We start from the raw sequence: 12,471 nt of genomic DNA, 5'->3' as shown, positions 1-12,471 counted from the left end.
CCGAGGAGGCAACGACCATGACCACACCGACGTCGAGCCCCACGCCGAACGAGCCGAACGGCAAGGGGCCCCTGGACGGAGCCGTGGTCGCGGTGGCCGGCGCCGCGGGCCCGGCGGGCCGCGCCGTGCTGCTCCGCCTCGCCGAGGCCGGGGCCACCGTCATCGCCTCCGACGCGGACCCCGCCCGGCTGGCCGAAGCCGTGGACGCCGCCCGCTACGCCCACGGCGGGGCCACCGTCACCGGCGACACCGTCGACCTGCTCGATCTGCGCGCGGCCCGCGAATGGGCCGACCGCACCGAGAAGGAGTTCGGCCGGGTGGACGGCCTGGTGCACCTGGTCGGCGGCTGGCGCGGCGGCAAGACCTTCGCCGACGCCCCGCTCGCCGACTGGGACACCCTGCACAACCTGCTGATCAGGACCGCCCAGCACACCTCGCTCGCCTTCCACGACGCCCTGCTGCGCAGCGGCAAGGGGCGCTATGTCCTGATCAGCGCGGCGGGCGCCTCCCAGCCCACCGCCGGGAACGCCGCGTACGCCGCCGCCAAGGCCGCCGCCGAGGCATGGACCCTCGCGCTCGCCGACTCCTTCCGGAAGCTGGGGGACGAGGGCGGCCCGGCCGCGGCCGCTGTCATCCTGGTGGTCAAGGCGCTGGTGCACGACGCCATGCGAGCGGAGCGCCCCAACGCGAAGTTCGCGGGCTTCACGGACGTCAAGGAGCTGGCCGAGGCCATCGCCGGACTCTGGGACCGGCCCGCCCGGGAAGTGAACGGAACCCGTCTGTGGCTGACCCCCAAGCCGTGAACCCAGGGCGCACCGACGCCCGCCGCCACCACGACCCCGATCTGCGCGGATTCGCCAGCGACAACTACGCGGGAGCCCATCCGGAAATCCTCGCCGCGCTCGCCCTCGCCAACGGCGGCCACCAGGTCGCCTACGGCGAGGACGACTACACCGAGCATCTGCAGCGGGTGATGCGCAGCCACTTCGGGGCCGCGGCGCAGACCTTCCCGGTCTTCAACGGCACCGGCGCCAATGTGGTCGCCCTCCAGGCGCTCACCGACCGCTGGGGCGCGGTCATCGCGGCTGACACCGCGCATATCCACGTCGACGAGTGCGGGGCTCCCGAGCGCGTGGGCGGGCTGAAGCTGCTCACCGTGGCCACCGAGGACGGCAAGCTCACCCCCGAGCTCATCGACCGCGAGGCGTACGGCTGGGACGACGAGCACCGGGCCATGCCCCAGGTCGTCTCCATCGCCCAGAACACCGAGCTGGGCACCGTCTACACCGTGGACGAGATCCGCGCCATCTGCGACCACGCCCATGAGCGCGGTATGAAGGTCCACCTCGACGGGGCCCGGATAGCGAACGCGGCCGCGTCCTTGGACGTGCCGATGCGCTCCTTCACCAATGTGGTGGGCGTGGACGTGCTGACCTTCGGAGGCACCAAGAACGGCATGCTCTTCGGCGAGGCCGTGGTGGTCCTCGATCCGGACGCCGTCCGCGGCATGAAGCATCTGCGCAAGCTGTCCATGCAGCTGGCGTCCAAGATGCGGTTCGTCTCCGTACAGCTGGAGGCGCTGCTCGCCCGCGACCTGTGGCTGCGCAACGCCCGCCACGCCAACACCATGGCCCGGCGGCTGGCCGAGGGGGTCCGTACCGTCGAGGGGGTGCGGATTCTCCACCCGGTCCAGGCCAACGCCGTCTTCGCCCGGCTGCCGCACGACGCGGCCGAGCGGCTGCAGAAGCGCTACCGCTTCTACTTCTGGGACGAGGCGGCGGGCGATGTGCGGTGGATGTGCTCCTTCGATACGACGGAGGAGGACGTCGACGGGTTCGTCGCCGCGCTTCGCGAGGAGATGGGCAGGGCGTAGCGCTTCCCCGGGCCCTGTATGGCCGATGGCCAACCGGTCGGACAGGGCCCGGACGGAGCGGGGTCAGCGGCGGTCGAGACCGGCCGCCTGGGCCGGGGTGGGCGCGGTGCCGCCGAGGTGGGCCGGGACCCACCAGGTGTCGTCCGCGTTCTTGGGCCGCACCGGATACGCCCGCTGCGCCGCCTCCAGCAGCTCCTGCACCCGGGAGCGCAGCCGCTCGGTGAGGGTGTCGGACGGCTCGGTCGGGTCGGCCTCCATGGGCGCGCCCACCCGCATCGTGATCGGGAAGTGGTTACGGCCGAGATCGCGCTTGTGGCCCTTGGTCCACAGCCGCTGGGTGCCCCACAGTGCCATCGGCAGCAGCGGTACGCCCGCCTCCTGGGCCAGCCGGGCCGCGCCTGTCTTGAAGTTCTTGAGGGTGAACGACTCGGAGATCGTCGCCTCGGGGAACACCCCGATGATTTCCCCCGAGCGCAGCGCCTTCAGCGCGTGCCGGTAGGCGTCCATGCCCGCCGCGCGGTCGACCGGGATGTGCTTCATCGCGCGCATCAGCGGCCCGGCGACCTTGTGCCGGAAGACCGACTCCTTGGCCATGAAGCGGACCAGCCGCTTGGTCGGACGCGCGGTCAGTCCGGCGAAGACGAAGTCCAGATAGCCGATGTGGTTGCTGACCAGAACCGCGCCGCCCCGTTTGGGGATGTTCTCGGTGCCCTTGATGTCGAACCGCAGATCCAGCGCCTTGAACATGGTGCGGGCGGCACCGATTACGGGCGGGTAGACGAGCTCTGCCATGGGGGGACCCTTCTCTTTTCCTGGGAGGGCTCTCCCGACGGAAGTTACGCGGCCGTAGGTTCTGGGCTTCTGGCAGATGGTGCCCCATACCGCACCCGTCTGCCTACTGGGCGAACCTCTGGGGCCGGGAGATCCTCATCACGTCGGCGGACGGGCGTACGCCGGGGCGGGCGCGGGGAGGAATGTCCCCCGGGGATCCGGTGCTGCATCCGTCGAGGGACGATCGAGAGGGACGATCGAAAGGACAGCGGGTGCGTAGCGGACAGGGCGAGGGCGACCACGGCGGGCGGCTGGACGCCGCGGAACTGGGTGCGCGGCTGGGGGAGCGGGCGACGCTCGTGCAGTTTTCCAGCGCGTTCTGCCAGCCGTGCCGGGCCACCCGGCGCGTCCTCGCCGATGTCGCCCGGATGGTGGATGGCGTGGCGCATGTGGAGATCGACGCCGAGGCGCGGCTGGACCTGGTGCGCAGACTGGATGTCGTACGGACCCCCACGGTGCTGGTGCTCGACGCCGCGGGCCGCATCGTGCGCCGCGCGGCCGGGCAGCCGCGCACGGCGGATGTGATCGCGGCGCTCGGTGCGGCCGTCTGAACGGCCGACGGCTGCCGTTGGCAAGGTCACAGTTCAACCGGGTTGCTTACGGGGAACGAGCTGGATGTACTGACGAGTAATATTTCTGTCGGTGCAGCGGCCGCCCCGGTCTCCGACCGGCCGGAATCCGCACCCGAAGGCGCCTATGCTGCCTGGACAAGGCAGCACGAAGAGACGATGCAGTAGGAGAGCCGGCGTGAGCTTGAGGATCGTTGTCTGTGTGAAGTACGTGCCCGACGCCACGGGCGATCGGCACTTCGCCGAAGACCTGACCGTCGACCGCGACGACGTGGACGGCCTGCTCTCCGAGCTGGACGAGTACGCGGTCGAGCAGGCGCTGCAGATCGCCGATGAGGCCGATGACGCCGAGATCACCGTGCTGACCGTCGGCCCCGAGGACGCCAAGGACGCGTTGCGCAAGGCGCTGTCCATGGGTGCCGACAAGGCCGTCCACGTCGAGGACGACGATCTGCACGGCACCGATGCGCTGGGCACCTCGCTCGTGCTGGCCAAGGCGGTCGAGAAGACCGGCTACGACCTGGTGATCTGCGGAATGGCCTCCACCGACGGCACCATGGGCGTGCTGCCGGCGCTGCTCGCGGAGCGTCTGGGCGTCCCGCAGGTCACGCTGCTCTCCGAGGTCTCGGTCGAGGACGGTGTTGTGAAGGGCCGCCGGGACGGGGACACCGCGAGCGAGCAGCTGGAGGCTTCGCTGCCCGCCGTCGTGTCCGTCACCGACCAGTCGGGCGAGGCCCGTTACCCCTCCTTCAAGGGCATCATGGCCGCCAAGAAGAAGCCGGTGACCTCCTGGGACCTGGAGGACCTGGAGATCGAGGCGGACGAGGTCGGCCTGGAGGGCGCCTGGACCGCGGTCGACGGCGCCACGGAGCGCCCGGCCCGTACCGCGGGCACGATCGTCAAGGACGAGGGCGAGGGCGGCAAGCAGCTTGCCGCCTTTCTCGCGGAGCGCAAATTCGTCTGAAAAAGGGCAGCCTTGCAGGTCAGAAGTTCATCTGACCCGGCCGCGCCCGACGCACCGCCAACCGCCCGCACTTTTTCCGCAGGAGATCGATTCCCATGGCTGAAGTCCTCGTCTATGTCGACCACGTGGACGGCGCCGTCCGCAAGCCCACCCTCGAGCTGCTGACTCTCGCCCGCCGCATCGGCGAGCCCGTCGCCGTCGCCCTGGGCAACGGCGCCGCCGACACCGCCGCCACGCTCGCCGAGCACGGCGCGGCGAAGGTGCTCACGCATGACGCCCCGGAGTACGCCGACTACCTGGTCGTACCGAAGGTGGACGCGCTGCAGGCCGCCTACAAGGCCGTCTCCCCGGCCGCCGTGCTGGTGCCCTCCTCCGCCGAGGGCAAGGAGATCGCCGCCCGGCTGGCCGTCCGGATCGACTCGGGCATCATCACCGACGCCATCGACCTGGAGTCCGGCGACGAGGGCCCGGTCGCGACCCAGTCGGTGTTCGCGGCCGCGTTCACCACCAAGTCCCGCGTCAGCAAGGGCACCCCGGTCATCACCGTCAAGCCGAACGCGGCCGCCGTGGAGGCAGCTCCGGCCGCCGGTGCCGTCGAGGCTCTTGAGGTGTCGTTCTCGGAGCAGGCCACCGGCACCAAGGTCACCGCCCGCACCCCGCGCGAGTCCACCGGCCGCCCGGAGCTGACCGAGGCCGCGATCGTGGTCTCCGGCGGCCGTGGCGTGGGCGGCGCGGAGAACTTCCCCATCGTCGAGGCCCTGGCCGACTCGCTCGGCGCGGCCGTCGGCGCCTCGCGCGCCGCGGTGGACGCGGGCTGGTACCCGCACACCAACCAGGTCGGCCAGACCGGTAAGTCCGTCTCGCCGCAGCTGTACATCGCAACCGGCATTTCCGGCGCGATCCAGCACCGGGCCGGTATGCAGACCTCCAAGACCATCGTGGCCATCAACAAGGACGCCGAGGCCCCGATCTTCGACCTCGTCGACTACGGCGTGGTCGGTGACCTCTTCGAGGTGGTCCCGCAGCTGACCGAGGAGATCGAGGCCCGCAAGGGCTGACACCTCTGCCACTGGACGGCCCTCATGTGCGGACGACGCTCCGTGCGTGGGGGCCGTGTGCGTGTCCGGGGGGTGTTGACCTGGGGGCGAGCCGTAGATAACTTCGCTTTGCGGATTATGGATTCCGCATTTCGGAAAGATCGGCTGATGTGATGGAGGGTGCGGGGATGGGGCAGCAGGAGACGTTCGCGACCAGTCTTCCCAGCGCCGTACGTGACGGAATCGCCGCCTCCCTCGCCGCCGTCGACGCCGAACTCGCCCGCCGCTACCCCGGCGACCCCGGCACCCGCCAGCCCGTCCACACCGTCTACGTCCCCGCCGACCTCTACACCGCGGGCACCGTCCGCGACTGGGGCGACCAGGCGCTCGCCGCGCTCGACGAACACGCCCCCGACGCCGCCGCGCTGGCCGCCGTCCTCGGCATCCAGGACGACCTCGCCGAGCCGGTTTACGCGCGGATGCGCGCCAAGCTGATGCGCGAGCCCATCGAGGACCTGCGCATCGACTTCGAGGACGGCTACGGCCCGCGCCCCGACGCCGAGGAGGACGCCGCGGCGGCCCGCGTGGCCTCGCTCGTCGCCGCCGCCGTCGCGGACGGCACCGCGCCGCCGTACCTCGGCATCCGCATGAAGTGCATGGAAGCCGCCGTCCGTGACCGTGGCATCCGTACCCTCGACATCTTTCTCACCGGGCTGATGGACGCCGGGGGCCTGCCCGGCGGACTCGTCCTCACCTTGCCCAAGGTCACCTACGCCGAGCAGGTCACCGCCATGGTCCGGCTGTGCGAGGCGTTCGAGCGGGCGCACGGCCCGGCCGCGGGCCGGATCGGCTTCGAGATCCAGATCGAGACCACCCAGGCCGTCCTCGGCCCCGACGGCCGCGCCACCGTCGCCCGTATGATCGACGCCGCCGAGGGCCGGGCCACCGGGCTGCACTACGGAACCTTCGACTACAGCGCCTCCTGCGGGGTCAGCGCCGCCCACCAGTCCATGGACCATCCCGTCGCCGACCATGCCAAGGCCGTCATGCAGGTCGCCGCAGCCGGTACCGGCGTCAGGCTCTCCGACGGCTCGACCAACGTCCTGCCCGTCGGCTCGTCCGAGCAGGTCCACGAGGCCTGGCGGCTCCACCACCGCCTGGTGCGGCGGTCGTTGGCGCGCGCGTACTACCAGGGGTGGGACATGCACCCCGGCCATCTGCCGACCCGTTACGCCGCCGTCTACGGCTTCTACCGGGAGGGCCTGCCCCAGGCCGCGGCCCGTCTGGCCGCGTACATCGACCGTGCGGGCGGCGCCGGGGGTGCCATCGCCGACGAACCGGCCACGGCCAAGGCCCTCAGCGGCTATCTGCTGCGCGGCCTGGACTGCGGCGCGGTGGACGGCGCGGAGGTGGAGCGCCTGACCGGCCTGGACCGCGCCGCCCTGAACACCCTGTCGGGCCGGGCCCCCGCCACGAATTGACCCCGCCGGGGGCCACGCCGCATGCGTTCACTCTGACGCCTCACCCGGGATGCGGTCCCGCCGTTGAAGGCGGGAGATGTTGTCATGACCGGCGCCCCCGACGAGTCACCGGGCAGCCCCCCAACGCCGACGCCACCGAAACCGCCGAAGTCACCGCACGACCACTCAGCCGCGGGGGCACGGGGCGGTCGGGTGCGCCGTCGCGGGGTCCGCGGCGTCGGGGGGATCGCCAGGAGCGCCGCGTCGGGGTTGCTGATCTCGCTCGCCTGTCTGCTCGTACCGGTGTCCCTGGTGTCGGTGTGGCTCCATGACGTTCTCCTCGACACCGGCCGCTACGTGGCGACGGTCTCCCCGCTCGCGAAGGACCCGGCCATCCAGGACGCCGCGCTGCGGCACGTACGTCAGGCCCTGGACGCCCGCCGCAGCGGCCGGGACCTCACCTCGGACATCGCTTCCTGGCTGCGCCGCCAGGGGGTTCCGCCCAAGGCCGCCGACGCCGTCGAGGGGCTGGGGTCCAAGCTGGACCCGGCCGTCGAGCAGGCGTTGACGAGGGTGGCGGCGCATGTGGTGCGCGGCGACCAGTTCCCGGCGGTGTGGGTCGGCGCCAACCGGGCCGGCCACTCCGCTCTCGTGCACGTGCTCACCGGCGAGGGGCGCGGGGCGGTCGGGGTGGACGGCGACACCGTGACCCTGGACGTGGGCGCGGCCGTCAAGAAGGTCAAGCGGCAGCTGCTGAACGTCGGACTCTCCTCGGCGAGCGCCATCCCCGACGTCGACCGGCGCATGGTCCTGTTCCACTCCGACCAACTGGGCCGGGTCAGATTCGGGGCGCGCCTGCTGGACCTGGCCGGCGTCTGGCTGCCGGGGCTGACCGCGCTGCTCGGCACCTCGGGCGTCCTGCTCGCGCGCCGGCGCCGCCGCGCCCTGGCCCGCGCCGCCCTGGGGACCGCCGTCACCTCTCTCGCCCTGGGCGCGGGCCTGGCCGTCGCCCGCCGATACTGGCTCGACCACCTGCCGCCGAGCGTGCTGCCCCGGGCGGCAGCGGCGGCCGTATACGACACGCTGCTGCGCGGATTGCGGACCACCGTCCGCACCGCGGGGGTGCTCGGCCTCGCCGTCGCGCTGGGCGCCTACCTGGCGGGGCCCGGCCGACTGCCCCGCGCGGCGCGCAACCGCGCCGACCGCGCCGCCGACGCCGCCGCGCGCTGGAGCGCGGCGCGCGGGCTGTGCACCGGGCGGGTCGGCGCCTGGGCGGCGGGCCACCGCCGGGGGCTGACGTTCGGGGTGCTGCTGCCGACGGCCGCCGCGTTCGGCGTCTGGAACCACCCCACCGCGGCGACGGTGCTGCTCCTGACGCCGGTGCTGCTGGCCGCGCTCGCCGCGATCGCGCTGCTGGCCGCGACCGGCCGCGTGCCCCAGCCTCGCGCGGCCCGACCCCGGGCGCCCACCGGGCGCGGCGGCCGGTAGCCGGTAGCCGGAGCCGCTACGTGAGGATGAGCACGATGAAGAGCAGACAGGTGGCGATGGTGACCACCCAGCTGTGCGAGGTCAGCCACTCCCGGACCCGGGGCATGGCCCGCCGCCCGCGCTCGCCGGCGAGCAGATAGACCAGCAGCGGCAACGCCGCGATCAGCACGGTCAGGCCGATGAACGGCAGCGCCGCCGCCACACCCCCGCCGTGCTGCTCCAGGGACGCCCCCACCGTCAGCATGACCACGATGTCGGACGGCATGACCAGGATGACCAGGAGGCCGACCGTGAACGCCTTCCAGGCCCCCGCCTCCATCAGCGAGCCCAGCCACTTCGGCGGCTCGGCCGTCTCCCGCCTCACGTACGCCTTCACCGCCGCGAACACCAGCAGCGCCACCAGCACGAGCTGGACGACCGTCCCGGCCGAACCGCGCTCGGACGGGCTGCCCGGCGCGACCACTTGGCCCAGCAGCGCGAAGATCCCCAGGGTGATCGTGACCCCCGCCGTCGTCGCGATGGCCACCCCGAGCAGGAACGCCAGGGACACCCGTACCGGCCGCGGCGTGGTCACCAGGATGACGGCGGCCACGATCTGCGGCCCCGCCATCATGGTGACGGCGAGCGGGAGAATCTGCAGGTCCATGGGGCACCCTCTCCGGCCTCCGGCTTGCGGCGACTTCGCTTCCTCCGGACGACTTCGCTCTCTCTCCATTCGTACGCGCCCGTGCGCCTACGGCATCCGGTGCTGCGCCGACCGGGCCCGAGAAGGCGCCGTACGCTTGGAGTGTCGGCCCCGGTGGGAGCCTTCTGCCCCTTCGTTGGGTCCGCCGGGCGCGTCCGATAGGAGGCGGATGATGAGCTATCCATTGCTGGACGTATTCCTGACCACGGTCTGGGTTTTTCTGTGGATCCTGTGGTTCATACTGCTCTTCCGCGTCATCGGCGACCTCTTCCGGGATGACTCGGTGAGCGGTTGGGGCAAGGCGGGCTGGTGCGTCTTCGTCGTTGTGCTGCCCTTCCTCGGCGTCTTCGTGTACCTGATCGCACGGGGCCGCGGGATGGGCGAGCGCGAGGCCAAGGTCGCCCTGAAGGCGGAGGCGGATATGAAGGCGTTCGTGCGCGAGACCGCCGCGAGCGGTCATGCCGAGGAGCTCTCCAAGCTGGTGGAGCTCAAGAACCACGGCGACATCACCGCCGAGGAGTACGAGCGCGCCAAGGCCAAGGTGCTCGCGGCCTGAGTCTGTGTGTGAGGTGGCTGCGCGCGCGTTACGGGGCCGGTGTCAACTCGCCGGAGCCGCGGGCGATCAGGCGGGTCGGCAGGACCACCCGCCGAGGCTCGCCCCCCGCCCCGTCGAGGCGGCGGAAGAGCAGGTCCGCGGCGGTACGGCCGAGTTGGGCCGAGTCCTGGGCGATGACGGTGATACCGGGGGAGAGGAGATCGGCGAGTTCGAAGTCGTCGAAGCCGACGAGGGCCACCGGTCGGGGGCGCCCGGCCAGGACCCGTACGACGGTGACCGTGACGCGGTTGTTGCCCGCGAACAGCGCGGTGACCGGCTCCGGGGCGTCCAGCATCTCGATGGCCGCCGCCCGTACCCGCTCGGGGTCGGTGGGGCCGAGGGACACCCAAGCGTCATCGACCGGCAGCCCGGCCTCGGCCATCGCCGTGCGATAGCCGCGCAGCCGCTCCTCGGCGGTGTGGATGCCCGGCTGGTCGCCGAGGAAGCCGATGCGGCGGTGGCCATGGGCGATCAGATGCGCGACTCCGTCCCGCGCGCCGCCGAAGCTGTCGGAGAGCACGGCGTCGGCATCGATACGGCCGGCCGGGCGGTCCACGAACACCGTGGCGACGCCCGCCGCTATCTCCGGGGCCAGGTAGCGGTGGTCGCGCCCGGCCGGGATGACGACGAGGCCGTCGACCCGCCGCGCGCACAGCGCGAGCACGAGCTCCTGCTCGCGCTCGGGGTCCTCGGCGCTCGAACCGTTGATCAGCAGGGCGCCGTGCGCGCGGGCGACCTCCTCGACGGCGCGGCTGAGGGGCCCGTAGAACGGGTCGGCGAGGTCTTCGAGGACCAGTCCGATGCTGGCGGTGCGGCCCTTGCGCAGAATGCGGGCGCTGTCGTTGCGGCGGAAGCCGAGCGCGGTGATGGCCTCCTTGACGCGCCGTTCGGTGTCGGGCGTGACCCCCGGCTCGCCGTTGACCACTCGTGAGACCGTCTTGAGGCCGACCCCGGCGCGCGCAGCGACATCCTTCATGGTGGGCCGGGTGCCGTAGCGGCGCGAAGTGGTGGCGGTGCCCGGAGCGGTGTCGGTCACGGTGCGGTTGTCCCGTCGCTGGTCGTTCGCTAGTCGTTCGCTGGCCGTCCGCTGGTGGTCGTGCGGAAGGGTGTCCGAGCATAGCCCCTGGACAACGTTGTCAGCGGCAGGGAAGACTGTTGCCCCACAGCGATACGTCTAGGTCTGCCGGGGGAGTCGACTCATATGCCACGTGACCTCATTGCCGCACTGGATATCGGCGGTACCAAGATCGCGGGTGCCCTGGTGGACGGCAGCGGCAAACTGGTCGCACGGGCCAGACGCGCCACCCCCGCCCAGGAGCCGGGCGAGACCGTGATGCGCGAGGTCACGGCGGTGCTCGACGAGCTGTCCGGCAGCGCGCAGTGGTCGCGGGTCGCCGCGGTCGGAATCGGCAGCGCGGGCCCGGTCGACGCCTCCGTCGGCACCGTCAGCCCCGTCAACATCCCCGGCTGGCGCGACTTCCCCCTCGTCGCCGGGGTCCGGGAGACGGTCGGCGAACTGCCGCTCGCGCTCGTCGGCGACGGGGTGGCGATGACGGCGGCCGAACACTGGCAGGGCGCGGCGCGCGGGCGTACGGGCGCGCTGTGCATGGTGGTGTCCACGGGCGTCGGCGGCGGCCTGGTACTGAACGGCCGACTGCACCCGGGCCCCACGGGGAACGCCGGGCACATCGGCCACATCAGCGTCGACCTCGACGGCGACCCGTGCCCGTGCGGTGCGCGCGGCTGCGTCGAGCGCATCGCCAGCGGACCCAACATCGCCCGCCGCGCCCTGGAAGGCGGCTGGCGCCCCGGCCCGGGCGGCGATACGAGCGCGGCGGCCGTGGCGGCCTCGGCCCGGACCGGCGACCCGGTCGCGCGGGCCTCCTTCGAACGCGCCGCGCAGGCGCTGGCCGCCGGGATCGCGGCCACCGCGACGCTCGTCGAGATCGAGGTGGCCGTGGTCGGCGGCGGGGTGGCGGGCGCCGGGGACGTGCTCTTCGCACCCCTGCGGCGCGCGCTGCGCGACTACGCGACCCTGTCGTTCGTCAGCGGCCTGGAGGTCGTCCCCGCGCAGATGGGCACGGACGCCGGCCTGGTCGGCGCCGCCGCGGCGGCGGCCCAACAGGCCGGACTGGATGGCTTCGGAACCCCTTCCCGGGAGCTGGGCTAGCCGAGGGGGGCGAAGCGAGCCCACGAACATCGTCCCGACAGGGCCCGCACGCCCGCGAGTTGAGCGGGACTGTCGGTGCTTGCCCCTAAGCTGTTGCGCGACCACGGCTTACAAGGGGGACTGAGGCACGGTGTCACCGGGGGACATGAGCGGGGACCTGACCGGCAGGCTGTTGGGCGGTCGATACCGAGTGACCGGCACGCTCGGCCGGGGCGGTATGGGCGTGGTCTGCAAGGCCGTCGACGAGGTGCTGGGCCGGGAGGTCGCGGTCAAGGTGCTGCGCGCCTACACCGACTCCTCCGGGCCCGAACTGGCCGATCTGCGCATCCGGATGCAGCGGGAGGCCAGAGCCGCGGCGCGGATCCGCCACTCCGGCGTGATCACGGTGCACGACGTGACCGAGGAGAGCGGGCTTCCGGTCATCGTCATGGAGCTCATCGAAGGCCGGTCGCTGGACGACCTGATCGACGAGCGGGGCGTCGTGGAGCCCCTGGAGGCCGCGGCGATCGGCGCGAAGGTCGCGGACGCCCTCGGCGCGGGCCATCACGCCGGCGTGCTGCACCGGGACGTGAAACCGGGCAATGTGCTGCTCGACCACGACGGCCGGGTCGTCCTCACCGACTTCGGCATCGCGAGCATGGAGGCGCCGGGCGACGACGCGACGACCAAGCTGACCCGCAGCGGCGAGCTGATCGGTTCCCTCGACTATCTCGCACCGGAGCGCGCCCAGGGCCAGGAGCCCGGCCCGGCCTCGGACATCTGGGCGCTCGGCATGACGCTGTACGCGGCGGTGGAGGGC

General features: G+C 72.3%; 13 protein-coding genes. 10 read left to right on the top strand and 3 right to left on the bottom strand.

Features of this window, described 5'->3' with window-relative positions; genetic code table 11:
• Nucleotides 1-17: 17 nt before the first annotated feature.
• Both CCN51_RS00275 and CCN51_RS00270 read left to right on the top strand, forming a co-directional pair.
• Entirely contained in the window at nucleotides 18-803 is a 786-nt protein-coding gene (locus CCN51_RS00275; protein ID WP_014174632.1) for an SDR family NAD(P)-dependent oxidoreductase, read from the top strand.
• Nucleotides 782-1,873 (top strand): threonine aldolase family protein, encoded by a 1,092-nt coding sequence (locus tag CCN51_RS00270; RefSeq protein ID WP_014174631.1) that lies wholly within the window; start codon nucleotides 782-784, stop codon nucleotides 1,871-1,873. The genes CCN51_RS00275 and CCN51_RS00270 overlap by 22 nt, the downstream gene beginning before the upstream one ends.
• Before the next feature lie 63 nt (nucleotides 1,874-1,936).
• Here the strand turns inward: CCN51_RS00270 and CCN51_RS00265 are convergent, their stop codons facing one another.
• Nucleotides 1,937-2,665, bottom strand: coding sequence for a lysophospholipid acyltransferase family protein (locus tag CCN51_RS00265; RefSeq protein WP_014174630.1), 729 nt, complete (start codon nucleotides 2,663-2,665; stop codon nucleotides 1,937-1,939).
• A 251-nt stretch (nucleotides 2,666-2,916) separates the two neighbouring features.
• Between CCN51_RS00265 and CCN51_RS00260 the strand changes: the two genes are divergently transcribed.
• The 5 genes from CCN51_RS00260 to CCN51_RS00240 all read left to right on the top strand — a co-directional run bounded on the left by CCN51_RS00260 (nucleotide 2,917) and on the right by CCN51_RS00240 (nucleotide 8,222).
• Nucleotides 2,917-3,255: a TlpA family protein disulfide reductase gene (locus CCN51_RS00260; protein WP_014174629.1), complete on the top strand. Its 339-nt coding sequence runs from the start codon at nucleotides 2,917-2,919 to the stop codon at nucleotides 3,253-3,255.
• A 196-nt stretch (nucleotides 3,256-3,451) separates the two neighbouring features.
• A complete protein-coding gene (locus CCN51_RS00255) occupies nucleotides 3,452-4,237 on the top strand; it encodes an electron transfer flavoprotein subunit beta/FixA family protein (RefSeq protein WP_014174628.1) in 786 nt (261 codons plus the stop codon).
• 95 nt (nucleotides 4,238-4,332) lie between these two features.
• Complete coding sequence (locus CCN51_RS00250; RefSeq protein WP_014174627.1) at nucleotides 4,333-5,295, top strand: electron transfer flavoprotein subunit alpha/FixB family protein; 963 nt, start codon at nucleotides 4,333-4,335, stop codon at nucleotides 5,293-5,295.
• Nucleotides 5,296-5,462: 167 nt separating this feature from the next.
• Entirely contained in the window at nucleotides 5,463-6,755 is a 1,293-nt protein-coding gene (locus CCN51_RS00245) for a DUF6986 family protein (RefSeq protein ID WP_014174626.1), read from the top strand.
• Nucleotides 6,756-7,004: 249 nt separating this feature from the next.
• Nucleotides 7,005-8,222, top strand: a complete 1,218-nt coding sequence (locus CCN51_RS00240) for a hypothetical protein (RefSeq protein ID WP_014174625.1) — start codon at nucleotides 7,005-7,007, stop codon at nucleotides 8,220-8,222.
• A 16-nt stretch (nucleotides 8,223-8,238) separates the two neighbouring features.
• Here CCN51_RS00240 and CCN51_RS00235 read toward each other — a convergent pair whose 3' ends face one another.
• Entirely contained in the window at nucleotides 8,239-8,868 is a 630-nt protein-coding gene (locus CCN51_RS00235) for a GAP family protein (protein ID WP_014174624.1), read from the bottom strand.
• 211 nt (nucleotides 8,869-9,079) lie between these two features.
• Between CCN51_RS00235 and CCN51_RS00230 the strand changes: the two genes are divergently transcribed.
• Nucleotides 9,080-9,463: an SHOCT domain-containing protein gene (locus tag CCN51_RS00230; protein WP_014174623.1), complete on the top strand. Its 384-nt coding sequence runs from the start codon at nucleotides 9,080-9,082 to the stop codon at nucleotides 9,461-9,463.
• A gap of 28 nt (nucleotides 9,464-9,491) precedes the next feature.
• On the opposite strand, the gene CCN51_RS00225 is transcribed toward CCN51_RS00230, so the two are convergent.
• Nucleotides 9,492-10,538 carry a LacI family DNA-binding transcriptional regulator gene (locus CCN51_RS00225; RefSeq protein WP_014174622.1) on the bottom strand — a complete coding sequence of 349 codons (1,047 nt, stop codon included), beginning with the start codon at nucleotides 10,536-10,538 and terminating at the stop codon, nucleotides 9,492-9,494.
• Nucleotides 10,539-10,703: 165 nt separating this feature from the next.
• On the opposite strand from CCN51_RS00225, the gene CCN51_RS00220 reads away from it, so the two are divergent.
• Nucleotides 10,704-11,672, top strand: a complete 969-nt coding sequence (locus CCN51_RS00220) for an ROK family protein (RefSeq protein WP_014174621.1) — start codon at nucleotides 10,704-10,706, stop codon at nucleotides 11,670-11,672.
• Between the two features lie 145 nt (nucleotides 11,673-11,817).
• Nucleotides 11,818-12,471, top strand: a 654-nt coding sequence (locus tag CCN51_RS00215) for a serine/threonine-protein kinase (protein ID WP_143675697.1), incomplete at its 3' end; no start/stop codon positions are given.

The organism is Streptomyces milbemycinicus, assembly GCF_002154605.1.
GTDB classification, from domain to species: Bacteria; Actinomycetota; Actinomycetes; order Streptomycetales; family Streptomycetaceae; genus Streptomyces; species Streptomyces milbemycinicus.
The sequence above is the reverse complement of the archived record's forward strand: the minus strand, read 5'-3'. Positions and strand labels throughout refer to the sequence as shown.